This window comes from Clostridium magnum DSM 2767, from assembly GCF_001623875.1.
GTDB lineage: Bacteria > Bacillota > Clostridia > Clostridiales > Clostridiaceae > Clostridium_AM > Clostridium_AM magnum.
Genome location: NZ_LWAE01000001.1, coordinates 1,229,550 through 1,254,334, shown reverse-complemented (window position 1 = coordinate 1,254,334; position 24,785 = coordinate 1,229,550). Strand labels below are relative to the sequence as shown.

The window sequence follows — 24,785 nt, the reverse complement described above, 5'->3', positions numbered from 1 at the left end:
AACCTCAATAAATACTGGTATACCAATATCTTAAAGAGGTTTTTACTATAGGGTTTCTAGATACTATCTTAACTTATTCATAAACTTTATATTTTAAAGTTTATAGGATTATATTTACCAATAAAAGCCTTCAATAAATTGATTCTCAAGTCAAAAAATATATATAGGGTTTCAATTCCGAAAGTTAGCTTATACAGAGGGATATGTTGCTAATTCTCAAAGCACATTTAAATACTTTTTTATGAGTCTTAGTGCAGGATTTGAGGAAAGCTTAGAACCTTTGATTGTCTGAGCGTAAGCGAGTTATTAAAGGTTCTTAGTTTTTCTCAAATCCGAGCTTTAGACTCATTAAAAAGTATTTATAGTGTAGAAGACTTGGTCGCATATCCCGGAGTGTAAGCTAATTTATAAGCTTTGAACCCTGTATGATAAAATTCACCTAAGAACTATGCTGTTCTTCCTTCTCATAAAACTTCTTCTCTGGTTTTGGCCCAAGATATTGATAATAGTAGCACTTTAGTTTTCCATTATAAAGCTTTCTATTTTTAGTGGCATCTTTCCCAAAAAGCTTTTGAAAGTCTGGATGTGCTGTAATTACAAAGTAGGACCAGTCCTTTAGTTTTTCAAAGGTTTGCCCCATATCTTTGTATAATTTTTCTACTTCTTTAGCTTCGCCAAGTCTTTCCCCATAAGGTGGATTAGTTATTATGAAACCATATCTTTTTTTAGTACTAAAATCCTGCATAGGCATTTTCTGAAAAGTAATGTATTCTTCAACTCCAGCTTTTTTAGCATTTTCTCTAGCAGTTCTAAAAACTCTACCATCTATATCTGATGCAAGTATGTTAAACTGTTTATCATTAATAGCGTTTCTAGCATATCTTCGGCTTTCTTCCCATATGTTATCAGGTATAATACCCCATTTTTCTGATATAAAACTTCTATTTATTCCTGGCGCAATATTTTTTCCTATTAGTGCGGCTTCAATTGCAATAGTACCTGAACCACACATAGGATCTGCCAGCATTCTTGATGTCTCCCATTTACTTAAAAGTACCAATGCAGCTGCTAAGGTTTCTTTAATAGGTGCTCCACCTGCATTCTCTCTATATCCTCTTTTATGAAGACCAGTTCCTGAGGTATCTAACGTTAAAGTTGCTATATCCTTCAATAAACCTATCTCCACTTTATATTCAGGACCATCCTCACTAAACCAATCTGTATTATACTTTCTTTTCATTCCTTCAATTATAGCCTTTTTTACTATAGACTGACAATCTGGAACACTAAATAATGTAGATTTAACTGATTTTCCTGTTACATGCATAAAGGCATTTATAGGCATTATGCTGCCCCAATCTACTGCTAAGGTTCCTTGGAATAATTCCTCGAAGGTTATTGCCTTAAACTCTGCCATTCTTATTAAGATTCTATCTGCAGTTCTAAGCCACATGTTACAAGTTACTATATCTCTTTCGTCCCCTTGAAAGGTTACCTTTCCATTTTCTATCTTCAAATCATCATAACCAAGTTCCTTTAACTCACTTGCTACTACTGATTCCAACCCAAAGGTTGATGTTGCAATTAGTGTATAATTCATTTTCTATCTCCTCTTACTATGTATTAATAGATACCAATAATTACTTAAACCTATAACTCTATGATAATAAAATATTAGACCAACAGCATTACTTTTGTTACCATTTTATCCTATAATAAATTTATTATAACCATAAAGCAGGAAATTTTAAAGGAATAAATAAACAGAAAAAATCTCCAAAACTATTTTATCAAGCTTTAGAGATTTTTTCTAATTTTATTTTCATCATTAATTTAACTTTATAATTACTAAACTACTTTATCTTCTAATCTATCATTCTCGCCACTATGATCTTCTTCAGAAGCACTGGTATCTGGCAATATTAAGTTTAACACCATTCCAACGATTGTTGCTAGTGCAACTCCTGCAATTTCTACATCTGCACCGTTGAATTTGAATTTAACTGCAGCGCCGCCGATTCCAATTACTATAATAATTGACGCAAGTATTAAATTTTTCTTTTTCCCAAAGTCTATTTTGTCTTCTACAAATACTCTAAAGCCTGATGAAGCTATTATACCGAAAAGTAGTATACTTACTCCACCCATAACTGGTAGAGGCATAGTTTCGATTATTGCTGCTACTGGTCCTATAAAGGAAAGTACTATAGCTATTATTCCTGCTCCTCCAATTACCCATACACTATATACTCTAGTTATAGCCATAACACCTATATTTTCACCATAAGTTGTATTTGGAGGTCCACCAACAAATCCGGCAAACATTGTAGCAACACCATCACCTAAAATTGATCTGTGCAATCCTGGTTCCTTTGTAAAATCTCTTCCTACTATGTTATTTGTAACATAAACATGCCCTATATGTTCCGCTAATGTTACAAATGATACTGGAGCCATAAGCATCATTGCATTTAAATTGAACTTTGGCGCAATAAATGGTGGAAGTCTAAATAGTTTTGCATTAGCTATTGTTTCTAATGCTTGATGAGGAATAACCCCAAGAGCTAAAGCTGTTATATATCCAGTTATCATTGCTACAAGTATTGGTATTACTGCTAAAAATCCCTTAAAGTACATACTTCCAAGTACGCCTACAGCTAAAGTAACTACAGATACTGTTATCCATGCCCATCTTGGTACATTAGCTAATGACGGATCTGTATAAGCTGAGTTTAAACCAGCCCAATTTATGGCCGTTCCTGCAAGTCCAAGTCCTATAACGATAACTATAGATCCTACAACTACTGGTGGCAAAGCTTTATTCAACCAACTAATACCAAAAAACTTAATTATTACTGCCACTATAATATAAACCATTCCTGCTGCCATAACACCAGATAGCATAGCTTCTGGACCATAGTTTTTTGAAGCTACTAGCATAGGTCCTATAAATGCAAAGGATGAACCTATATACGCTGGAAGCTTTGCTTTAGTACATAATATATATAGTAATGTACCAACACCACTACAGAATAATGCAATTGATGGACTCATTCCTGTAATAATTGGTACTAAAATAGTAGCACCTACCATAGCAAAAAGATGCTGAAAACTCAATGGAATAGTAACCCCTATCGGCAACTTTTCTTCTACATCTACAAAATTTTTCATTAATATTTCCTCCTTTATAGTCTCACGGGACCATTTTAAAAGCATATTTTATTTACAACAGTCGATTAACTTTTAGTGACTGATAACAATAAATTATTGTTCATAAATTTTTACTGAATCACATCCATCTATTTCGGTAATTTCTACAGAAACAAGCTCATTTCTTGAAGTCGGAATATTTTTCCCTATATAATCAGGCCTTATAGGAAGCTCTCTATGACCTCTATCTACTAACACAGCTAACTGCACCATTTTAGGTCTTCCTGCGTGTATTACTGCATCAATAGCTGCTCTAACTGTTCTACCAGTATATATTACATCATCTACTAATATTAGTTTCTTTTCTTCCACATTAATTAAATCCATATCAGTCACTATTGGCTGTTCATCTAATTTACTTAAATCATCCCTATAAAGAGTTATATCTACACTCTCCACTTCAACCTTTCTTCCCTCTATTTGCTCTATTATTTCAGCAATCCTTTTAGCTATTGGATATCCTCTTCTCTTTATACCCACAAGTACTATATCCTCTACGCCTTTATTTTTTTCAATTATTTCATGAGATATTCTAGTTAAAGTTCTTTTTATTCCTTTTTCATCTAGAATAATTGCTTTAAGATTCATAACAAATACCTCCTCTTTTAATTTAAGTACTAAACTCAACTTGTCCAACACATAACTACTTACTAAATATATAATTTAAATTTCCTTTTTACATAAAAAAAGCCCATACTCAGTGAGTATGGGCGCATTAAGCCTACATAAAGTCTGATTCATCGCCTTATGACCTCACTGGATCACTTAAAGGATATTCAATTATAAAATATTTGTAGAATATTGTCGTTTAATCTTTTATAAATTCTCTTGCATAGTATATCATAAACTTTTTTTTATTTCAACTCATTTTTTAGAATACCTATAACTTTTGTAAAATATTCTGGTAAATCAGACTGAAACTCCATATATCCTCCTGTAGAAGGGTGTATAAACCCTAGTTTTTTAGCATGGAGCATCTGACCCTTTAAATTAAACCTTTGTTTTTTATGTCCATACACTGGATCTCCTACTAGTGGATGACCAATATGAGACATATGCACCCTTATTTGATGTGTCCTTCCTGTTTCTAACACACATTCTACTAATGTATTATTGTTGAATCTCTCCAATACTTTATAATGAGTAACTGCTCTTCTACCATCCTTAATAACTGCAATCTTTATCCTTTCAATAGGATGTCTCCCAAGGGGTGCATCAATTGTACCTTCATCCTTTTTTAATACTCCTTCTACTAGGGCTAAGTAAGATCTTGTCATAGAATGATCTTTAAATTGCTCTGCTAATTTATTATGCGCATTATCATTCTTAGCTATTACAAGTACTCCACTGGTATCTTTATCTATTCTATGAACTATTCCTGGTCTTGCCACACCATTTATACCGGACAAATCCTTGCAATGACTTAAAAGAGCATTTACTAAGGTTCCATTATAAATCCCTGCCGCTGGATGAACAACCATTCCTTGAGACTTATTTACTACAATTACATCATTATCTTCATAAACTATATCTAAGGGTATATCTTCCGGTTCCACATTGAGACCAACAGGCTCTGGTATTAGGATACTCACTTTTTCTCCTGACTTTAATTTATAGTTACTTTTTTTTAATTTTTCATTAACCTTTACATTTCCTTCTTCTATTAAATTTTGAAGATAGGATCTAGACTTATCCTCAAAATATCTTGACAGAAATACATCTAACCTTAAGTTTTTTAAATCTTCATCGACTATAAATTCTTTATTTTCCATAGTTTTCTTCCTTCATTAAATAAATTGCAAGTAGTGCTGTGCCTATTACAACTAACATATCCGCAACATTAAAAGTAGGAAAATAGTATTCATCTTTGTAGTGAATCATAATAAAATCAACTACATACTTATATCCTACTCTATCTATTAAATTTCCTATAGCGCCACTTAATATAAGTGCTAAGCTTATTCTTAATAGTTTTGAATTAGGTTTGTACTTAATTAAATAGTAAACTATTGCTAACATTATAATAAAAGTTATTAATGACAAAAATAATACCTTATTTTGAAATATTCCAAAAGCTGCTCCCCTATTTTCAAGGTATGAAAAGCTAAAGAAATCCTTTATCAAAACTATCTCTGGCACCTTAATTAAAGTATTTAGTGCCCATATTTTTGTAATTCTATCGAAAAATAATCCTAAAACTATTATTAAAATCTCCACATACATTCCCCCACTATTAAATTAAAAATTTCAAAGAGGAAATTGAAAATCAAAGATGATTTTCATACAACAACTGAAAATCATCTAACAAATCTCAATTCCCTATTTTTTAGTCAGGTAATTGATTAATATATTGACCATTACTTATTCTTTCTATAGGATCTACATAATCCTCATCCTGATCAGTATACCATTCCGGCTGATTTTGTAACCTATTGAATCTATCAACAGCTTGATAACTATCCTCCGCATCAAATCCTAACTGATCATCATAACTATAATCATTATATCCATATCCAAAAGGATATCCAAGAACATCTTCTTCTATAGGTCTATTGTTCTTTTCTTCAGGCCTTATATCAAATACTTCTTTTTGGCACTCAGTACAGAACTGGGCATAGGGAATAAACTCCAGTCTCTCTGGCTTTATATCTATTCCACACATTTTACACTTACCATAAGTGCCATCATCAATACTAACCAAGGCATCTTCTATTTTCTTTACTATAGTCATTTCATTTCCTTTGAAAGCTAAACCTCTTTCCTTGTCGAACAACTCTGTTGCAGTATCAGAGGGATGATTATCATAGGCAGATAACTCTCTAGACATTGATGAATTAGAATTAATTGTTTCATTCTCCTCCATCTGATGCAATAATCCATATACTCTATCTTTCTCTTTATTTAGCTTTTTTCTAAAGTACTCTAATCTTTCTTTATCCATAACCACAGAAACCCCTTCCTCTAGTCTTACATATTATTTCATGCTTATTCTTATTTTAACTAGATTTTTTTTATTTATTCTGCAATTATGGAACCTTTTTCTTTAGTTTTGAATTGACTTAAATATTGGTAAGCATACTCTTTAATATCTCTGTAGAGTTTTTTATTGCTATTGGAGCAAATTTTTCATAATCCATATGAGCTCCATTATTTGCGTTATCTGATATAGATCTTATTACAACGAAAGGTATATTATTCAAATAACAAACCTGTGCAATACTTCCGCCTTCCATTTCACATGCAAGTGCTTCGAACTTTTCATTTAACCATTTTATTTTTTCTGTATTACAAATAAATTGATCTCCAGTTACTATTCTTCCTACGAAACTTTTTTGTTCTTTGATGTTATCACAGGCATTCTTAGCTTTGTCCACTAGTTCTTTATCACACTTGAAATCATATGTCTCTAGTCTCGGTATTTGTCCAACCTCATATCCAAAACCAGTAGTATCCATATCATGCTGAACTAGGTTATTAGCAACAACCACATCTCCTGGATACACATCTTTGCCTATACCGCCAGCTATCCCTACGTTGATAACTTTATCTACAGCAAAATCATCTATTAAAATTTGAGCACAAACAGCAGCATTTACCTTTCCTATACCACTTCTTACAACTACTAGATCCTTGCCATAAAGCTTTCCAAGATTAAAACGCATATTTGCCTTTACCTCTATTCTTTCAAGCTTCATTTCCTTTAGTAAAATTTCTAATTCTTCATCCATAGCTCCAATAATTCCGATTATCATTTTATTACCTCCTCGTAACATATCTTTTTAACGTTGAAGGAACCTTTCCTTCGTAATTTCTAATTTATCCGATGACTACCCGCTCTAATACTCCCACCTTCTCCAAAGTGTACGTTGCGAGCGGATACGCCCCTGGATTCGTTCAACTAAGAATCAGGTGGGTGGTTAAATGCCTAAATGGCATTTAACGGGCAAAGCCAAGGGTCGTAGACGAAACCCCGTCCGATTCAAGTTTACACTTCATCTTGGATTTATCAACTTCTTTAATTAAATTAAATGTTATGTTACTATTTTTTTACCATGATTAATAGCATACATAAATGAGGAATAAATGTCAACTTCTCACTCAACAAAAAAATCTCACTCATTTGAGTGGGATTTTTTCTTAATCATTTACAAAGAAATTTTTAATTTCTTCTAATTCATCTACGTTAATAGCTAATTCTTCTTTCATCTGAGAGCCTGAGTTTTCAGTTTTCTTTTGCTCTTCATTGCTTGAGTATTCTGCAGACACTAGTTCTATTTCTTTTCCACTTATTTGGTTTGCTTTATTAATATTTTCACTTACTTCATATCCTATATTATAATTCTTTACAAATTCCTTTTCCATATCATCGAACATTTCAAGTTGTGACTCCATAAAGCTTCTAAATTTAGTTCTAAATTTGCTAAACTCCTGTTTCATTCTTTCAAATTCATCATTAATATGTATTACATCACTATGAGCTTTATCTATTATCTTTTGTGCTGTATCATTAGCGTTCTTTAGAATTAACTCACTTTCCTTTTTAGCATTTTCTCTTGCCTGGTCAGATGCATTTTGAGCTAAAAGCAAAGTGTTTTGTATGGTATTTTCCATCTTATTGTAATGAGCAACTTTTTCTTCAAAATTAAAAATCTTTTCTTTTAAAGATGAATTTTCTTTATAAAGTGCTTCATAGGTTTCAGCTACTTTATCTAAAAATTCATCAACCTCATCTACATTATATCCTCTAAGAACTTTTTTAAATTCCTTGTTAGTTATTTCCATAGATGTTATCTTCATTGTGAACACCTCGTATCAAATAAATTTTTTTACAACAAGCTTTATCCTTCCACTTCCTGTCCATCCTGCCTCTTCTATAATTTTAAATTTTCCGTATCCTCTTACAGTTACTATACAATCACTTTTGAGCATCTTATCTTTTCTTGAAGCCTCAGAATAATCTACAAGGACTTTGCCTTGTCTAATTAATTCTTCTGCTTTACCTCTTGATGTGTTACATAAACCACTAACAACACAATCAATTCTCAGAGAGGAAACATTCACAATATTTGTTTGAAAATCATATACAGGAATTTCAGTTATGTTTGTATCTAAAATACTTACAGCACAAGTACATCTACTTACGCTTTTCAAATTCATTCTAATATAATCATCTAGTTCAACCTGTACAGCTAAATAACACTCATCATTCTTTAAAATCAAATCTCCAAACTTTTCTCTTTTTATTCCTAGAGACATTACTGATCCTAAATAATCTTTATGCTTAAGCTTATTGAACTTATCCTTGCATGTAATCCTAATTAAACTTATTGGATAATCCCACACCTCATCATAAGAAAATGCTATAATTTTTCTTTCAGCATCCTGAAAAATACCGTTTGTATGTACTCCAATTCCCAGTTCTCCAGAAATATCCTCCGTGATTTTCCATATATTAGGTGTATAAAATTCTCCTGTAAAAATAGTTCTATTTGTTTTTTTTGCTAAAATTATTTTATCATAAATACTAGAAACTATGCTGCTGTCTACTGAGTTAAACTTATTTAGAAAAGTTTTCTTATCCATAGTATTTCTTTATATAATACTAAATACAATTGCTCTCAAAATATCAAGTATGAATAAAGCAATTATAGGTGAGAAATCAATCATAAGACGGGGCATAAGTTTCTCCTGAATTTTTCTTCCTGGTGCCATAAAAGGTTCTGTAAATATTCTTAAAAAATCTAAAAATACATTACTTCTCCCTGGCATAACCCAGGATAAAATAACTTCTATGAATATGGCTCCCTCAAGAAACCTAAACAGCAAGGATATTGCAACTCTTAAAGTATCTATCATCTTACCCTCCGTAATTATTTATTCCAGCTAAAAAGACCTTTACCAGATAACTCACTTTTCAAGTCATTACTTACCTCTACAGTTGCTGGTGATAGTATATATACGCCTCTTTCTACTTCTTCTAAATCTCCACCTAAGGCATAACTTGCGCCTCCCATAAAATCTAAAAGTCTTTGAGCCGTTCTTGGTTCTAAACTAGTTGTATTTATAACTACAATTTTTCTATTTTTAAGTTCATCACAGATATCTGCAGCTTCTTCATAACTAGTAGGTTTAACAATTTTAACCTTTGCAGAAATAGTAGTATGTATACTTACTACTTTGTTCTGTCTTTTATTGTTTGACATAATAGGTTCCACTTCTGCAATATCATTAACTGCTTTTTTCTCAGCCTTTTCCTCTTCTATCTCTTCTAGATCATCCTCTAAACCTAAAAATCCCATCATTTTGTTTATCACTTTACCAGCCATAATATTTACCTCCTATTTATTATTATAATTTCTTTTTCCAAATATACCTGAACCTACTCTTACCATATTTGAGCCTTCTTCAACTGCCTCTTCATAATCCTCTGTCATACCCATAGACAATACTTCCATGACTATGTTATTAAATTTTCTTTTCTTTATGTCGTTAAATATATTTTTCATTTGTTTAAAATATTCTTTACAGCTTTCTTTGCTTCCTTGAGGAACGATTGCCATAAGACCCCTTATTTTCACATGATTGCATGCTTCACAAGCTTGTAGTAATTCTTCTAAGTTCTCCAGATAAATTCCTGTTTTACTTTCTTCTTTGCCTATATTTATCTGGATTAGTGCATAGGCTGTTGCATCACTAGCTTTATACTGCTTTTCTATTTCATCTAAAAGTTTTATACTATCTAGAGAATGAATAAGATGTACCTTTCCAACTATATATTTAACTTTATTTCTCTGAAGGTGACCTATTAAATGCCATCTTATATCTTTTGGTAGCTTATCATACTTATCTACAAGTTCTTGAACTTTATTTTCACCAAAATCCCTAATTCCAATACCATATGCTTCCTCTATTACTTCAACAGGTTTGGTTTTCGAAACTGCAATTAAAGTAACATCCTCAGAAATGTTGTTTTTAATTCTATTTATATTTTCTTCAACTGACAACTTTATCGTCTCCTTTTTATGCCAAATTGAATTTTAGATAGTTAATTAACTATACAATTCTTCTAATTTTCCAATTTACCATCTAACTATTAATACTATTCTTCATAAAATTTAAAATTCCTTCAAAATTAATTAATTTTTTAATTAATTTAAATATAATAAATATACTTATTGGAATAAATTGCAATATACTGCTATTTTGACTTTATCCGATGACTACCCGCTCTAATACTCCCATCTTCTTCAAAGTGGGAGTAAAGAGCGGCTGCGTCCCTGGATTCGTTCAACTAAGAATCAGGTGGAGTTTGAAACTCCATCTGATTCAAGTTTTCACTTCATAAAGCTTAGTTTTGGCTGATCTGTATAAGCTGAAATTCGTATTTTATCTGATTGCTCAACTTTTACATTTAATTTTCTAATCATCAAGGTTTTTAAGTAATTTTCATTTGACATCATATAGTTATATAGAACTTCCTTATTTCCAATGGCGTCAATACTAAATTCTGCTGCTATTTTTACACCATTTACTCTTAGGAAGGGTCCACTGCAGTACACTTCTGAACTTTCCACTATCCTTAGACCATTTATTGAAATTGCTTCTGCTCCAGCATTTCTCAAGTCATTTAATACCTGTATTATATCAGTATTATGGACAAGTCTTAACTGATAGTCAAAAGTATCTTCAACATCTTCTATGCTAGCATCATTTAATTTTATCTTTATTCCTTGACCTTCCACTGGAGTTTTTCCAATTATTATTTCATTTTCTCTCAATTCTTCTTCTATTCCTTCTGTAACTTGCTCCTGACTTTGTTCATTACTTTTATACTTTTCAAGTTTAGAAGAATATTTATCGTATTGTTCTACAAGTCCAACAATATCATTATATAATTTATTTTTATAATTGTATGCATCGTGATACTGCTTCGTACTCAAAAATACCATTTCACTACTTCTAGAGAAACTAATATTCATTGATATTAGTATACCTATAATTATAGAAGCTATGAATACAAAAGTGTTAGCTTCGTTATTTTTCATTTATTCCACCTCATTGACGAGATCTAGCTTTCTCTATTAATAACCTTCTTATTATTGCGAAGTTATCAAATACTCTTCCTCCAAAAACTATAACTGCTGCTAGGTATATAGGCACCCCTAGCTTATCTCCTAAATAAGCAAGCCCCGCAGCTAATACTGCGTTTCCAAAAAATCCTGATATGAATATATCTGGCTGAAAATTCTTAGCAAGACTTCCTTTTATTGCTCCGAATACAGAATCTAAACAAGCTAATATCGCTACGGACATGTATGGAGAAAATTGATCTGGAATATTTACATTCCAAACAATACCAATTATAACTCCTATTATAAGCCCCAAAAAACCAACCATCCTAGACAACACTCCCTTATAGTCAATTATAATTATAAAAAATAATATATTATACCTACTAACCTATTCTTTAACTGGCTTAGCATACTCAAATTTATAAGTTTTATTATACTTATTTATTTTAATATTATCAGTCTTCTCAAATTTCACATCACTCAAACCTTTAAAATCAGAAAAAACTTCTGGAAAACTCATCGCGCTATATAACAAATTTTTATCTCCTATTGCCTGTATTACAATTCTTCTTGAAGGAGAAATTTTTTCATCATTTATTAATATATAATTACCTGCATTTCTTATTCCCGTTCTTGAAACTACTCTTATATCATTTATAGATATAGCCTCCGCTCCAGCAAATCTTAATTCATTTACAAGATAAACCAAATGCTTATCTGTTATGTGATCCTCTATATTATTTCCAAAAATTTTACTATCTGGTGTAAGATAAATGGTTATGCCTTGTCCGCTTACATCAGTAGTTCCAGTAAGAATTCTAGTGTCTTCAAGTTCCTTTAGCATATTTTTTGTAGCATCACTTTTTCCCGCTGCTGCCTTTTCGTAATTTTTAACTTGATTCTGAAGATCATCAACTTTAGTTTCTAATTCTTGTTTTTGTTTCTTATATTGTTCTATCTCAACAGTTACATCAGTACTATTTTTATTATTAGTATTTAGTAGTGCCTTATCTTGTTTCATAAGAACTTTAAATTGATATGCAACCATAAATCCTAATATTGCACATACCACAGCAACACCAACTTGCGATTTAACTCTACGCATCTAATACATCCTCCTAATTTTGTATAAAGAATACAGGATTACCCTCAAAACTTACATCAATATATCCTTTAGCCCCTTTTATCTCTTTTCTTTCAATCATATTTAGGGCCTTATTCATTTTCTTATCTATATCATCTTCATTACCAATTTTTATCAAGATATTACCATAATATATTTTTATATCTACTGAACTACTTACATCAATAGACGTTATACCTAAAATTTTATTGCTTTCAATAATATCACCTAAAGCTTTTACTACATCTACTCTTCTACTATCTGCATCGTTAATTATTTTTCCAAGTTCCACCTTATTATAATCAAGTCCATCTAATTTTATTAACTTCATGCCGCGTATATCCTCTCTCTGCTGCAGTACAATAGCATTTTTATCAATTACAAGGTTCATATTATCTTTTACATTATAAAATACCGCTTCCCTCTCTTTTACACTTATTTGTACAGTGGATGGCAGTTTTCTTATAATTTCAGCACTATATATATATGGATTGCTTAAAATATTATTTTCACTGTCTTTTAAATCAATATAAAATATATTATTGCCAGTACTTATTTTAGAAAGCGAAATAATATTACTTTGTGAAATATTTTTATTTCCAAGAACCTGAATTGTTTTTATATTAAAATATGGAAGCTTCAGACAAAGTATTGCACATAGTGATATCATAAGCGTAAACAACAAAAGTGTCTTTTGCAGTTTCTTTTTTCTTCGTCTTCTTAAAATCAATTCATTATCTGTTTTACTTGTAGTTTTACCCATATTACACCAACCTGCCTTAGTTCACTGTATTAAGATATATATATAATAACACTTCATAGAATTAATTTCATTAAATTATTCATTAAATTTATATATAATTTATCTTTTCCGAATATAAATTATAGCATTGCTTAACGCAATGCTATATTAAGAATTAACTATATTCATTTTGCCTTGATATATTTAGAAGTACACCCATGGCGATTAGATTAAACACCAGTGATGACCCTCCATAACTTATAAACGGCAATGGTACTCCTGTTACTGGCATAGAACCTGTAACAACTGCTATATTTATTATGGCTTGCACCGCTACTACGGATGTAATGCCCGTAGCTAAAAGAGTTCCATAAGTGTCCTTTGCCCTTACCGCTGTAACAATTCCTCGCCATATAAAAATAATAAACAATATAACAATAAAGGTACAACCAATAAGCCCCAACTCTTCTCCAATTATTGAAAATATAAAATCATTATGAGGTTCTGGTATGTAGTAACATTTCTGCCTTGACTCGCCTAGTCCCATACCCCATATCCCACCAGATCCTAAGGCTAATAAAGACTGAATTAGCTGATATCCCTTACCTTTTGGATCTGCCCAAGGGTCCAAGAAACTAGTAAACCTAGCCATTCTATAAGGCTCAAACAGTATACCTGCTACCCCTGCTAATCCTACCAACCCAATTAATCCAAGCATATGAGAAGTTTTAGCTCCTGCCACATAAAGTACGATAAGTGTAACTATCATTATTACCGCGGCAATACTTAAATTCTTTTCTAGAAATACCATTCCTGCATAGAAACCAGAAACTAAAAGGTATGGTACAACTCCGTGACTTAAGCTCTTAATCTTTTCACCTTTCTTTTCAATACTTTTAGCCATATATAATACTACGATATATTTAGCGATTTCTGAAGGTTGCAATGAAGCTGGACCAAGATTAATCCACCTTCTAGCCCCGTTTACTGGTGGGAAAGCAAACACCGCTGATAGAAGTATTATTGCCCCTATCATAATTATTTTTGTATATTTTTTTATCTTATGATAATCAGTTCTTATAGCAAGAAACATGGCCCCTATTCCTACCAAGGCTACTAATCCTTGCTTTTTTAAAAAATACATACTATCATTTTTAAATGCAGGATTAAAAAATGCACTATAAGAACTGGCACTATAAACCATAACAACTCCAATAGCTACTAGAAGCATTATAGTTGAAAAAAGCATAAAATCAATGGGCCCCATTTTATTGCCAGGTTTACTCATCTTTATTCCTCCTACCTGATTACTCCTATCAAGCTAGCAACCTAAGCCTAAACTAATAATGACAAGAATGCCACTAAGCACAAAATAACTGTAACAATGCAAAATATAGAAACTACTTTTGTCTCATGCCAGCCAGATAACTCAAAATGATGGTGTAATGGACTCATCTTGAATATTCTCTTTCCAGTAAGCTTAAAGGATGCTACCTGAAGTATAACAGATAATGTTTCCATTACATAAATTCCACCTACTATTATAACCAACAACGGCATTTTTAATATCATAGCTATAGCAGCAATTGCTCCACCTAAAGCTAAAGATCCTGTATCTCCCATGAATACCTGCGCTGGGAAAGCATTATATCTTAAAAATCCTAAAAGTGCACCTGCAACTACTGCACAAAATATTGCTAAAGTATAATGTCCTGTAGCAAAGCTTACTAAAGCAAAGAAGGTCATAACTAGTAGTGTTACAGATGTAGCCAAACCATCAAGCCCATCAGTTAAGTTAACTGCATTAGTTGTTGCAGCAAAATAAATTATTATAAATGGAATATAAAATACACCTAAATCCCAAGTCTTATGCGCAAAAGGTAATATTATAGATGTACCTATATAAGGATTATGAGCAGCATAATATGCAAAACTACCTGATACAACTAAAAGGAGTATCATTTTTTGATAAGCTCTAAGACCTAAATTTTTCTTTCGAATAATTTTCAAACCATCATCTAATGCACCTATTATCCCAAAAGCTACAAAAGCATATAGTGCAACCATAGCTTCATCACCAGGTTTTTTAACTATAAGCAGCATAGTTATAAATGATGAAATTATAAATATTATTCCTCCCATTGTAGGGGTTCCTGCTTTCTTTTGGTGACTTTTAGGTCCTTCTTCTCTTATACTTTGGCCAAATTTTAGTTTGTGTAACAAAGGTATTATGACTGGTCCCTCTAAAATCGATATTAAAAATGCAACTAACACTGAATAAATTAATCTATCCATTATACGTTATCGCTCTAAGATTAGAGCGTCTTCACCTCCCCTTATCCGTTATTCTTCTTTAGTTTATCTACTATTTTTTCGAACTTTTCAGCCCTTGATGCCTTTACTAAAACTGTATCACCAGATTTTAGATATTCATTTAAAAGATAATCCACTGCTTTATCGTAGTCATCGAAAGCCTTAAATTCACTTTTGAATTTATTAGTTAAACCAAGCTTAAAGCCTTCTTCGTATGCATTATTAAATTCGCCTAGTGTTATTAACAAGTCTACTCCATTTTCTGCAGCATACTTTCCTACAGCTCTATGTGCCTCAAAAGCTATTTTGCCTTGTTCCCCCATAGTTCCAAGTACTACAACTCTTCTATTAGAGTTTATATTTTTAAGAACCTCTATAGCCGCTCTCATAGACTCAGTATTTGCATTATAGCAGTCATCAATTATATTGAACTTACTTCCTTTAATTATGTCTAATCTCATTGCTGTAGTTTGTAAGTTCTTTAATCCTTGAATTATATCTTTATTCTCAATACCTAGAACCTTACCACAAGCTATAGCTAATAGTGAATTATATATAGTATGTTTTCCTGGAACATCTGCATGAAATTTTTCTCCAGTGTTATGCCCATTCTCTCTCAAAGTAAAATCCACAGAAGCCTCTCCTAGTTCTATGTCCTCAGCCTTAAATTCCACATCATTATCAACAGCTGTTTTAACAATTTTGAATTTATCAGTTTTAACCGTAGAAAGTAGATCATTATCTGTATTTATCACCAATATACTTTTATGATCAAAAAAATCTGTTATTTCAAGCTTTGCTTTTAATATATTTTCTCTGCTTCCAAGCATTCCTATATGAGCTGTTCCTACATTTGTGATTAAAGCAATATCTGGCCTTGCTGCCTTTGCCATGGAATGAATTTCATCTAAATTATTCATTCCCATTTCTAAAACAGCAATATCATAATTATTATCTAGTTTAAAAATCATTAAAGGAAGTCCTATCTGATTATTAAAATTTCCCTCTGTCTTAAAAACCTTATATTTGGAACTAAGAGCAGCCGCTACTAAATCTTTAGTGGATGTTTTTCCTGTAGACCCAGTAATGGCAACTACTTTTAAATTTAGCTTGCTTCTATAGAATTCTGCTAAATCTAATAACGCCTTCCCTGTATCTTCAACTTTAATAATAGTAGTATCTTTTTGAATCTCTTCTGAATTATATTTAATTTGATCAACAATACATATTGCTGCTCCCTTACTACTGGCTTCCTCTATATAATCATTTGCATCGAACTTTTCACCTTTAAGTGCAATAAAAATATTACCTTTTTCTATCTTTCTAGTATCAGTGCTTACTAAATTAAATCCAGTAAACTTACCTGGAATTACAATTTCCCCTTGTACTGCCTTAACTATTTCATCCAGTGTCATGTGTTCCAACTAAAAACAACCTCCTTCCTATAACTCTTTAACTATTTCAGCAATAATTTCTCTTTCATCAAAATGTATTGTTTTATCCTTTAAAACTTGGTAATCTTCATGGCCTTTTCCTGCTACAACTATAATATCATCTTTTTTAGCCATTTCCATTGCTTTTTTAATAGCTTCTCTTCTGTTCTCTACCATCGTATAATTATCTTTTTCTACTCCTGTAATTATTTCATTTATTATTGACATTGGGTCTTCAGTTCTAGGATTATCTGATGTAATTACAGCTAAATCACTTAATTCTGTGCCTATCTTACCCATAATAGGTCTCTTCGTATTATCCCTGTCTCCTCCACATCCAAATACACTTATTAGTCTTCCTTTTGTAAATTCTCTAGCAGTTTTCAATATGTTTTCTAATCCATCTGGAGTATGTGCATAATCAACTATAACTTCATAGCCTAAATTATAATCTTTTGTTACTATTTCACACCTTCCTGGTACACAAAGCATGTTCTCTAATCCTTGTTTTACCACTTTAAGAGATATCCCTTCTTTTAAACATGCCCCTGCACTTCCTAGTGCATTCATTACATTATATTTACCTGGTATATTTAAATTTATATGCTCAGTCTGATTATCATATGTTATATTAAAATCAACACCTCTAGAATGCATATGTAAGTCACTTCCCTTTAAATCAGAAGTTTTATCTATTGAGTAAGAAATTTTGCTTCCTAATGCATCACTATAGACTTTTTCTCCATATTCATCATCTATATTTACAATTGAGTTTAATGTATTTTTAAATAACATAAGCTTTGCATCATAGTAGTTTTCAAAAGTTTTATGAAAATCCAAGTGATCTCTTGTTAAGTTTGTAAATATTGCCTGAGAAAACTTAACCCCATAAGCTCTATGAAGATATAAAGAGTGAGAGGATACCTCCATTACACAATACTCCACACCAGCATCAACCATCTCTTTAAATAGCTTTTGCAATTCTAAGGATTCCGGTGTAGTTCTGTGAGATGGTATTTTTTTATCCCCAATATAATTTGCTATAGTTCCAACAAGCCCTACCTTATAGCCTGCTGTTTCCAATATTGATTTCATCATAAACGTAGAGGTAGTTTTTCCATTGGTGCCTGTTATCCCTATAACCTTAAGCTTATCTGCCGGTCTGTTATAGTAATTAGCTGAAGCCAACGCCAATACTTTTCTGCTATCTTCAACTTTTATCACAGTACACTCTGGAAGGTTTTCAATATCCTTACCACAGATAACAACAGAAGCTCCATTCTTAACTGCACTATCTATATATTTATGACCATCTGTATTATATCCTTCTATACAAACAAACAAATCGCCCTTCTTAACTTCCCTTGAGTCATACTGTATTTCCCTTATCTCTAAATCATCATTTCCTTTAATAATTGTATAGTCTATTTGCTTCATGATTTCTTTTAGTTTCATAAACTCAACTCCTTTACTTTAACATAGCATTAGCATGCAGCACATATAGAATTCTTCTATATGTATTGCATGCCTAAAATTTAGTCTCCTATTTCTTCTGTGTGAAGGGTTATAACCGTACCTTTTTCTACTTCTTTTCCTACTTCGACACTTTGATCAGATATCATTCCGTTCCCGTCAAATTCCGCTTTTAGCCCTACACTATTAAATACTGCTACTGCTCTTTCAGGGCTTAATCCAGTAACATCTGGAACAGCCACTACTTTATTATAAGTTGGTGTAGTACCTGTGTAAAGTACAATTTTACTTCCTTCTTTAACGGTATACCCTGGTTTGGGATTCATATCTACAATATACTCACCATTAGCATCTGATTCTGCCTCCAAGTGTTGCTCCTTTAATACCTTTTCCGCATCAGCCTTTTTCATACCTCTTACATCTGGCACAACCACATCTTTAAGCATGCTTCTAGCTATATCACTGCTGCTGGCATCGCTTTTCATAGCCAGATAATTGAAAACATCATTAAAGACCTGTTGCGCCACTGGAGCAGATATTTGACCAGCATAGTAGTTAGATGGATCCGGTTCATCTATTGATACAAAAAGAGTTACTTTTGGGTCATTAGCTGGTGCCATACCTACAAAAGATGCTACATACTTTCCTTGTTGATATCCTCCAACTCCTGCCTTTTGTGCTGTTCCTGTTTTTCCGGCTATATGATAGCCTTCTATAAATGCCTTTTTACCTCCACCTTCAGAAACAACCTTTTCCAAATATCCTCTTAATTGTGCTAATTTATCTGAATCTAATACCTTTTTAATATTATTGACCGATATATCAAATTTCTGATCTGTTATCTCAACATTTTTACTTTCATCATAATGAGCTATTTCTTTCATAACATGAGGTTTTATTAGAGATCCCCCATTAGCTATCGCATTGAAGGCTGTTAAAAACTGAATTCCTGACACAGTATTAGCTTGACCAAAGGATATAGTAGCTAAATCAATCTCACTTATATTTTCTGGTTTCTTAATAATCCCCTTTGCTTCTCCTGGTAAATCTATTCCTGTCTTTTCACCCAAACCAAACTTTTTTATATATTTATATAGATTTTCCTTACCTACTTTCTTTCCAACTGCAGCAAAACCCGCATTACATGAATTCTTTAGTATTTCTATAAAATTTTGTTCTCCATGTCCTGAAGTTTTCCAGCAGTGAATTATCTTATTTCCTATTGTAAAACTTCCTGTGCATATAAACTTATCACTTTCGGAAACAACCCCTTCTTCAAGAGCCGCTGTTGCTGTTATTACCTTAAATATAGATCCTGGTTCAAAGGTATCACTTACAGTTCTATTTCTCCAACTCTTTTGAAGCTCCTCGTAGGATACTCCTTTTATCCAAGGATCATTTGGGTTATAGTCCGGTTTATTTACCATCGCAAGTATTTCGCCATTTGTAGGGTCCATAGCAATTATTGAAACTGCTTTTGCTTTATTATCCTTTAAAGCTTGGTCTGCCGCCTTTTCAGCAAAATGCTGAATCATTTCATCTATAGTTAGAATTACATCTCTTCCGTCTACAGGCTTTGAGTATTCTGATATGGTGTATGGCAGATCTTTACTCTTTCTATCAGTTTCTGCTATTCTAACACCTGGAGTACCTGATAACTCCTTATTATAGTAAAGCTCTACTCCCGTAAGTCCATTTCCATCTGAGTTAGTATGCCCAAGTACATGTGCCAAAAAATTATCATTAGGATAATATCTTTTAGTATCCGCCGATACTAAGACTCCATTTAAATTTAAATCTCTAATTTTATCTGCTGCATCCTTTTCAATTCTTCTTTTTAATGTAGCAGATCCAATTGGAAGTCCTCCTGGCAGTGTTTTACTTAAAGTTTTTGATACTTCTGCCTTATCCATTGATAAAGCTCCAGCAAGCTTTTCCGCCACTTGATCTAGTGATAAATTCTTTTCTTTCATTGTATCTCTTAGAGTATTCATGTCCAAATCTACTCTATACACATTTGCACTAACAGCCAATTCATGTCCATTTCTATCAAGGATTCTTCCTCTTTTGGCATCAATTTTTACTTCGCTTGTCCACTGATCAATTGCCAAGGATTTTAATTTTGGGGATTGGTATACCATTATGTAAAACATCCTGCTAAATAGTACGCAAAACGTAAGGAAAAGAAAACTGAAAATAACTATCATTCTTTTTCTAATGATAACTGTATCCCTGTATTCCTTTTTAGCCAACCTGTTTACCTCCGTTAAACATTACTGTAAATATCAATATAATTAAAGCAAGTTAATTTCTACTTCATCCTATAGTATATCCAAATCCTTATGAGACTTTTTTATCTAAAATAGTATTTTTCTTAATCTATTCCAAATGTTCTGTTGTGCTTCTATTTCCTTTTTCTGTTCTCTAGATTGTATAACTTCTTTACTTAAGTTTGTGTATATTGCCCCACTTTTATCAGGCTTTATCATCTTAAGTTTATTTATCGCGGTTTCTTCTATCATTTGCAAATTATTATATTTAACTAGTTCAACTTTCAAATTTTCATTTTCCTTATTTATTACACTTATACTGGATCTTACTGAATTTAACTCTCTTTGCATGTCATATATAATACAATATCTTCCCACAAGTGTAAGTCCCGTAATAAATGTAAAAATAATATTTCTCATAACTTTAACCTTACTTTTTACTCTTCTGTTTCTTTGTTTATTCTGTTTTAGTTTTCTTTCTCTTTCCTCTTCTCTTTGTAATTGGTCATCTTCATAAGGATTATAATTAGGTTTAAGAACAGTATTACCGCGTATAACACTATTTTCATTTACCACTATCACTTTATTCACCCCACACAATTTTTAGAACTAAATTTTCTCAGCTACCCTAAGCTTTGCACTTCTACTTCTTGAATTGTTTTCTCTTTCCTCCTCAGAGGGCTCTATTGGCTTTCTACTTACAATTTTAATTGTAGGTTTTTTCTCACATACGCAAATTGGAAAATCTGATGGACACTTACATGGATTTTCTAATTCCTTAAATTTCACTTTTATTTTTCTATCTTCTAATGAATGAAATGTTATAATTGCTATTCTTCCTGCAGAATTGAGATGGTTTACACTATCTTCTACTGCTTTATTTAGTATTTCAAGTTCTTTGTTGACCTCTATTCTTATAGCCTGAAAAGTCCTTTTTGCTGGATGACCATCTTTTTGAAACCTTGCTGGTATAGCAGCTCTTACTATATCTACAAGTTCTCCAGTAGTTTTTATACCTTCATTCCCCCTTCTTTCTACTATAAATTTAGCTATCCTTTTAGCAAAATTGTCTTCACCATATTCTTTTATTATTTTAAAAAGCTGCTCTTCACTATAAGTATTAACTACATCATAGGCTGAAAGATCGCTTTCTCTATTCATTCTCATATCCAGTGGCGCATCCTTCATATAACTAAATCCTCTTTCAGCTTCATCTAGTTGATATGATGATACTCCTAGATCCATTAATATTCCATCTACTTTATCTATATTTAAATCCTTTAATATTGAATCTATATTATAAAAATTATTATGGACATAAGTTACATTATTAAATTCTTTTAATCTTTCCTTTGCTGCACTCAAGGCAGCTGTGTCTTGATCAATTCCTATTAGTCTTCCATTATTAGATAACCTTTTAGCTATCTCATAGGAATGGCCCCCGCCTCCAAGGGTACAGTCTACATATATTCCATCTTCCTTTATATTCAATGCTTCTATACACTCACCTAATAAAACTGATACATGTTTAAACTCCATATCTTACTTCCTCCAATTTTTCTTATCTTTCTATCATACTTCTTGTTTCCTAATTTATTATCAATACGTGTACTCCATTCATTTTCTTATTACTCCAATTTTTCTTATATTTCTACCACACTTCTTCGTTTCCTAATCTATAATCAGTATGTGTGCTCTATTCATTGCTCTTTATTCCAATTTTTCTTATATTCCAAGTTCACTCATCTGTTCCGCTATATCATCAAAATCTATATTTGAATTGTTATACTCTTCCCAGTTCTCTTTACTCCATATCTCCACTCTATTTGATACACCTATACTTACTATTTCCTTTTTTATCGCAGCATATTCTAAAAGACTTTGTGGAATTAAAGTCCTAGATTGCTTATCCAATTCCATTTCATTAGCTCCTGAAAAGAAGAATCTTACAAAAGCTCTTGCATTTTTATTAGTTAAAGGGAGTTTCTTTAATTTCTCTTCTAGCGATTGCCACTCATTTAAGGGGTATGCATATAAACAACCATCTAAACCTTTTGTGAGGATAAATTTATTTCCCAACTCTTCTCTGAATTTCGAAGGAACAATTATTCTATTTTTGCTATCTAAGGCATGTTCATACTCCCCAATAAACATATTGTCCCCCTATTTTGTTATTTCACTCCACTTTACCCCACTTTTAACCACTAAGATTACTTATTCTATAATAACATAAAATTTCCTCTTTTTAAAAAGCTTTTTTAATATTTTTTTTAAGTCTATTAAAATTGTTTTTTCCAGCTTTATCGACTGATATACTTTTAGGATGTAGCAGCTATGTTGTTCTATTTATCTCAAATAGTGTAAAATTTATTCATATTCTGTAATTTGTCCTATTTAAATTAACTTTAACTCTCCTAAATACGACTGTTTTTTCTTAGTAAAAATTACATAGACATGTAAGTAAGAAGCCTAATTTTAATGTAGGTATTTTTATGGATTATACTCCAACCATAACCACTATATCCTTAACTTTTATTAATAAAAATATATTAAATTTTTAACACTAATCATGAATGAAAATTTCTAACAGACAAAATTTTCATACTAACGCTACATATTATATATAACTAAGATAGGAAAGGATGATTTAAAATGATGAGACATAAAACTATGAAGTACATGTTTAAGCGTCATCATATGAATTGTTTAAATAACTGTGAAAAAATGTGTATTGCCGGAATTATAGGAATTAGCTTTATCCGAGGTATCATGGTTGGAATGTATTTAGGTCGTAAATAATACTATTAGCAATCTTAAGCTAGCTCTAAGGTACTTTGCCATGAGCTAGCCTAAAATTGTTTATATATAAAATCTCCTGCTTTTCTTGAAATGGCTAGCTTTGTAGAGTATAATTTAATAGATTTAATTTGAAAATATAAGTTATTATGAAAGGAATGTACATAAATGAAATTAGGAATTGTAGGATTACCTAATGTAGGTAAAAGTACTTTATTTAACGCTATAACGCAAGCAGGAGCTGAATCAGCTAACTATCCCTTCTGTACAATAGAACCAAATGTTGGAGTAGTTAGTGTTCCGGATAAAAGATTAGATGTCCTTCAACAAATATATGGTTCAAAAAAGAAAATACCTACAGCTATTGAGTTCTATGATATAGCAGGATTAGTTAGAGGTGCAAGCAAAGGAGAAGGACTAGGAAACAAATTCTTATCACACATAAGAGAAGTTGAGTCAATAGTTCATGTAGTAAGATGCTTTGATGACCCTAATATAGTTCACGTAGATGCTACTATCGACCCTATTCGTGATATTGAAACTATAACTCTTGAACTTATATTCTCAGATATAGAGGTTATGGACAGAAGAATAGAAAAGGTTGTCAAGCTTGCAAGAAGTGGCAATAAGGAAGCAAAAGCTGAATATGATTTAATGATAAGAATTAAAAATCACCTTGAAGAAGGAAAGCCAGTAAGAACTTTAGACTTAACTGAAGAAGAAACAGTTATTGTTAATGGATTCTTTCTACTTACAACAAAGCCAGTATTATATGCAGCAAATATTTCTGAGGACGACTTAGTAAGCGGCAATCTAGAAAATGATTATGTAAAAAAAGTTAAGGAATTCGCAGCTAATGAAAAGTCTGGTGTAGTAGTTATTTCTGCTAAAATCGAAGAAGAACTCTCTACTTTAGATGAAGAAGAGAAAAAAGAAATGCTTGAAGAATATGGACTTGAGGAATCTGGCCTTGATAAGTTAATTCATGCAAGCTATAAGCTTTTAGGTCTTATGAGTTTTCTAACTGTTGGACCTCAAGAAGCAAGAGCTTGGACTATAAGAATTGGTACAAAAGCACCTCAAGCTGCTGGAAAAATTCATTCAGATATTGAAAAAGGATTTATCCGAGCTGAAACCATTTCTTATGACAAATTAGTAGAAGTAGGCTCAGAAGCAGCAGCTAAAGAAAAAGGCTACTACAGACTTGAGGGAAAAGAATACGTTATGCAGGACGGCGATATAGTAAACTTTAGATTTAACGTGTAAATCTTTTAAAGCTATCTCTTGGTATAGGTCTTAGAGATAGCTTTAAATTATTAACATTATCAGAAAGATGCTTATAAACAGGCGAGT

General features: G+C 31.9%; 26 protein-coding genes. 2 read left to right on the top strand and 24 right to left on the bottom strand.

The features are described 5' to 3' along the window. Nucleotides 1-439: 439 nt before the first annotated feature. The 24 genes from CLMAG_RS05975 to mraZ all read right to left on the bottom strand — a co-directional run bounded on the left by CLMAG_RS05975 (nt 440) and on the right by mraZ (nt 22,790). Nucleotides 440-1,600: a THUMP domain-containing class I SAM-dependent RNA methyltransferase gene (locus tag CLMAG_RS05975; protein ID WP_066619346.1), complete on the bottom strand. Its 1,161-nt coding sequence runs from the start codon at nt 1,598-1,600 to the stop codon at nt 440-442. A gap of 248 nt (nt 1,601-1,848) precedes the next feature. Continuing rightward, the gene (gene uraA, locus CLMAG_RS05970) at nt 1,849-3,171 is read right to left on the bottom strand and encodes a uracil permease (protein ID WP_066619344.1); all 1,323 of its coding nucleotides are present in this window, start codon (nt 3,169-3,171) and stop codon (nt 1,849-1,851) included. 93 nt (nt 3,172-3,264) lie between these two features. Then, complete coding sequence (gene pyrR, locus CLMAG_RS05965) at nt 3,265-3,798, bottom strand: bifunctional pyr operon transcriptional regulator/uracil phosphoribosyltransferase PyrR (protein ID WP_066619341.1); 534 nt, start codon at nt 3,796-3,798, stop codon at nt 3,265-3,267. A 266-nt stretch (nt 3,799-4,064) separates the two neighbouring features. Beyond that, a complete protein-coding gene (locus tag CLMAG_RS05960; RefSeq protein ID WP_066619338.1) occupies nt 4,065-4,982 on the bottom strand; it encodes an RluA family pseudouridine synthase in 918 nt (305 codons plus the stop codon). After that, nucleotides 4,972-5,427: a signal peptidase II gene (gene lspA, locus CLMAG_RS05955; RefSeq protein ID WP_066619332.1), complete on the bottom strand. Its 456-nt coding sequence runs from the start codon at nt 5,425-5,427 to the stop codon at nt 4,972-4,974. Before lspA ends, CLMAG_RS05960 begins: the two co-directional genes overlap by 11 nt. A 109-nt stretch (nt 5,428-5,536) precedes the next feature. Then, nucleotides 5,537-6,151, bottom strand: coding sequence for a TraR/DksA C4-type zinc finger protein (locus CLMAG_RS05950; RefSeq protein ID WP_066620410.1), 615 nt, complete (start codon nt 6,149-6,151; stop codon nt 5,537-5,539). 118 nt (nt 6,152-6,269) lie between these two features. After that, nucleotides 6,270-6,962, bottom strand: a complete 693-nt coding sequence (locus tag CLMAG_RS05945) for a 5'-methylthioadenosine/adenosylhomocysteine nucleosidase (RefSeq protein WP_066619329.1) — start codon at nt 6,960-6,962, stop codon at nt 6,270-6,272. A gap of 385 nt (nt 6,963-7,347) precedes the next feature. Next, complete coding sequence (locus CLMAG_RS05940; RefSeq protein ID WP_066619326.1) at nt 7,348-8,007, bottom strand: DivIVA domain-containing protein; 660 nt, start codon at nt 8,005-8,007, stop codon at nt 7,348-7,350. A 15-nt stretch (nt 8,008-8,022) separates the two neighbouring features. Further along, nucleotides 8,023-8,793, bottom strand: coding sequence for a YlmH family RNA-binding protein (locus CLMAG_RS05935; RefSeq protein ID WP_066619323.1), 771 nt, complete (start codon nt 8,791-8,793; stop codon nt 8,023-8,025). A 9-nt stretch (nt 8,794-8,802) separates the two neighbouring features. After that, nucleotides 8,803-9,066, bottom strand: a complete 264-nt coding sequence (locus CLMAG_RS05930) for a YggT family protein (protein WP_066619319.1) — start codon at nt 9,064-9,066, stop codon at nt 8,803-8,805. 14 nt (nt 9,067-9,080) lie between these two features. Further along, nucleotides 9,081-9,536: a cell division protein SepF gene (locus tag CLMAG_RS05925; protein WP_066619316.1), complete on the bottom strand. Its 456-nt coding sequence runs from the start codon at nt 9,534-9,536 to the stop codon at nt 9,081-9,083. A gap of 12 nt (nt 9,537-9,548) precedes the next feature. Further along, nucleotides 9,549-10,241 (bottom strand): YggS family pyridoxal phosphate-dependent enzyme, encoded by a 693-nt coding sequence (locus tag CLMAG_RS05920; RefSeq protein ID WP_073393112.1) that lies wholly within the window; start codon nt 10,239-10,241, stop codon nt 9,549-9,551. Between the two features lie 303 nt (nt 10,242-10,544). Further along, nucleotides 10,545-11,255 carry a DUF881 domain-containing protein gene (locus tag CLMAG_RS05915; protein WP_066619310.1) on the bottom strand — a complete coding sequence of 237 codons (711 nt, stop codon included), beginning with the start codon at nt 11,253-11,255 and terminating at the stop codon, nt 10,545-10,547. Nucleotides 11,256-11,265: 10 nt separating this feature from the next. Continuing rightward, entirely contained in the window at nt 11,266-11,607 is a 342-nt protein-coding gene (locus CLMAG_RS05910) for a small basic family protein (protein WP_066619307.1), read from the bottom strand. 63 nt (nt 11,608-11,670) lie between these two features. After that, nucleotides 11,671-12,387 carry a DUF881 domain-containing protein gene (locus CLMAG_RS05905; protein WP_066619303.1) on the bottom strand — a complete coding sequence of 239 codons (717 nt, stop codon included), beginning with the start codon at nt 12,385-12,387 and terminating at the stop codon, nt 11,671-11,673. Nucleotides 12,388-12,400: 13 nt separating this feature from the next. After that, nucleotides 12,401-13,168: a cell division protein FtsQ/DivIB gene (locus tag CLMAG_RS05900; RefSeq protein ID WP_066619301.1), complete on the bottom strand. Its 768-nt coding sequence runs from the start codon at nt 13,166-13,168 to the stop codon at nt 12,401-12,403. A 154-nt stretch (nt 13,169-13,322) separates the two neighbouring features. Beyond that, nucleotides 13,323-14,435 carry a stage V sporulation protein E gene (gene spoVE, locus CLMAG_RS05895; RefSeq protein WP_066619299.1) on the bottom strand — a complete coding sequence of 371 codons (1,113 nt, stop codon included), beginning with the start codon at nt 14,433-14,435 and terminating at the stop codon, nt 13,323-13,325. Between the two features lie 47 nt (nt 14,436-14,482). Continuing rightward, nucleotides 14,483-15,442 (bottom strand): phospho-N-acetylmuramoyl-pentapeptide-transferase, encoded by a 960-nt coding sequence (mraY, locus tag CLMAG_RS05890; protein ID WP_066619296.1) that lies wholly within the window; start codon nt 15,440-15,442, stop codon nt 14,483-14,485. Between the two features lie 41 nt (nt 15,443-15,483). Then, nucleotides 15,484-16,884 carry a UDP-N-acetylmuramoyl-tripeptide--D-alanyl-D-alanine ligase gene (locus CLMAG_RS05885; RefSeq protein WP_066619293.1) on the bottom strand — a complete coding sequence of 467 codons (1,401 nt, stop codon included), beginning with the start codon at nt 16,882-16,884 and terminating at the stop codon, nt 15,484-15,486. Between the two features lie 18 nt (nt 16,885-16,902). Continuing rightward, nucleotides 16,903-18,348 (bottom strand): UDP-N-acetylmuramoyl-L-alanyl-D-glutamate--2,6-diaminopimelate ligase, encoded by a 1,446-nt coding sequence (locus CLMAG_RS05880; protein ID WP_066619285.1) that lies wholly within the window; start codon nt 18,346-18,348, stop codon nt 16,903-16,905. 80 nt (nt 18,349-18,428) lie between these two features. Continuing rightward, nucleotides 18,429-20,618, bottom strand: coding sequence for a stage V sporulation protein D (locus CLMAG_RS05875; protein ID WP_066619284.1), 2,190 nt, complete (start codon nt 20,616-20,618; stop codon nt 18,429-18,431). Nucleotides 20,619-20,723: 105 nt separating this feature from the next. Next, nucleotides 20,724-21,227: a septum formation initiator family protein gene (locus CLMAG_RS05870; protein WP_242872935.1), complete on the bottom strand. Its 504-nt coding sequence runs from the start codon at nt 21,225-21,227 to the stop codon at nt 20,724-20,726. 18 nt (nt 21,228-21,245) lie between these two features. Beyond that, entirely contained in the window at nt 21,246-22,175 is a 930-nt protein-coding gene (gene rsmH, locus CLMAG_RS05865) for a 16S rRNA (cytosine(1402)-N(4))-methyltransferase RsmH (protein ID WP_066619278.1), read from the bottom strand. 186 nt (nt 22,176-22,361) lie between these two features. Then, nucleotides 22,362-22,790, bottom strand: coding sequence for a division/cell wall cluster transcriptional repressor MraZ (gene mraZ, locus CLMAG_RS05860; protein WP_066619275.1), 429 nt, complete (start codon nt 22,788-22,790; stop codon nt 22,362-22,364). Nucleotides 22,791-23,288: 498 nt separating this feature from the next. Between mraZ and CLMAG_RS32280 the strand changes: the two genes are divergently transcribed. Both CLMAG_RS32280 and ychF read left to right on the top strand, forming a co-directional pair. Continuing rightward, nucleotides 23,289-23,435, top strand: coding sequence for a hypothetical protein (locus CLMAG_RS32280; RefSeq protein ID WP_161486936.1), 147 nt, complete (start codon nt 23,289-23,291; stop codon nt 23,433-23,435). A 165-nt stretch (nt 23,436-23,600) separates the two neighbouring features. Continuing rightward, entirely contained in the window at nt 23,601-24,698 is a 1,098-nt protein-coding gene (gene ychF / locus CLMAG_RS05855) for a redox-regulated ATPase YchF (protein WP_066619274.1), read from the top strand. The last annotated feature ends 87 nt before the right edge of the window (nt 24,699-24,785 follow it).

Coding starts and splice junctions, on each gene's coding strand:
- uraA (WP_066619344.1), bottom strand. CDS start 3,171: ATGAAAAATTTTGTAGATGTAGAAGAAAAGTTGCCGATAGGGGTTACT.
- CLMAG_RS05960 (WP_066619338.1), bottom strand. CDS start 4,982: ATGGAAAATAAAGAATTTATAGTCGATGAAGATTTAAAAAACTTAAGG.
- rsmH (WP_066619278.1), bottom strand. CDS start 22,175: ATGGAGTTTAAACATGTATCAGTTTTATTAGGTGAGTGTATAGAAGCA.
- spoVE (WP_066619299.1), bottom strand. CDS start 14,435: ATGAGTAAACCTGGCAATAAAATGGGGCCCATTGATTTTATGCTTTTT.
- mraZ (WP_066619275.1), bottom strand. CDS start 22,790: ATGTTTATTGGGGAGTATGAACATGCCTTAGATAGCAAAAATAGAATA.
- ychF (WP_066619274.1), top strand. CDS start 23,601: ATGAAATTAGGAATTGTAGGATTACCTAATGTAGGTAAAAGTACTTTA.
- pyrR (WP_066619341.1), bottom strand. CDS start 3,798: ATGAATCTTAAAGCAATTATTCTAGATGAAAAAGGAATAAAAAGAACT.
- CLMAG_RS05925 (WP_066619316.1), bottom strand. CDS start 9,536: ATGGCTGGTAAAGTGATAAACAAAATGATGGGATTTTTAGGTTTAGAG.
- CLMAG_RS05910 (WP_066619307.1), bottom strand. CDS start 11,607: ATGGTTGGTTTTTTGGGGCTTATAATAGGAGTTATAATTGGTATTGTT.
- CLMAG_RS05940 (WP_066619326.1), bottom strand. CDS start 8,007: ATGAAGATAACATCTATGGAAATAACTAACAAGGAATTTAAAAAAGTT.
- CLMAG_RS05950 (WP_066620410.1), bottom strand. CDS start 6,151: ATGGATAAAGAAAGATTAGAGTACTTTAGAAAAAAGCTAAATAAAGAG.
- CLMAG_RS32280 (WP_161486936.1), top strand. CDS start 23,289: ATGATGAGACATAAAACTATGAAGTACATGTTTAAGCGTCATCATATG.
- CLMAG_RS05915 (WP_066619310.1), bottom strand. CDS start 11,255: ATGAAAAATAACGAAGCTAACACTTTTGTATTCATAGCTTCTATAATT.
- CLMAG_RS05935 (WP_066619323.1), bottom strand. CDS start 8,793: ATGGATAAGAAAACTTTTCTAAATAAGTTTAACTCAGTAGACAGCAGC.
- CLMAG_RS05945 (WP_066619329.1), bottom strand. CDS start 6,962: ATGATAATCGGAATTATTGGAGCTATGGATGAAGAATTAGAAATTTTA.
- CLMAG_RS05975 (WP_066619346.1), bottom strand. CDS start 1,600: ATGAATTATACACTAATTGCAACATCAACCTTTGGGTTGGAATCAGTA.
- mraY (WP_066619296.1), bottom strand. CDS start 15,442: ATGGATAGATTAATTTATTCAGTGTTAGTTGCATTTTTAATATCGATT.
- CLMAG_RS05930 (WP_066619319.1), bottom strand. CDS start 9,066: ATGATAGATACTTTAAGAGTTGCAATATCCTTGCTGTTTAGGTTTCTT.
- CLMAG_RS05880 (WP_066619285.1), bottom strand. CDS start 18,348: ATGAAACTAAAAGAAATCATGAAGCAAATAGACTATACAATTATTAAA.
- CLMAG_RS05900 (WP_066619301.1), bottom strand. CDS start 13,168: ATGGGTAAAACTACAAGTAAAACAGATAATGAATTGATTTTAAGAAGA.
- CLMAG_RS05905 (WP_066619303.1), bottom strand. CDS start 12,387: ATGCGTAGAGTTAAATCGCAAGTTGGTGTTGCTGTGGTATGTGCAATA.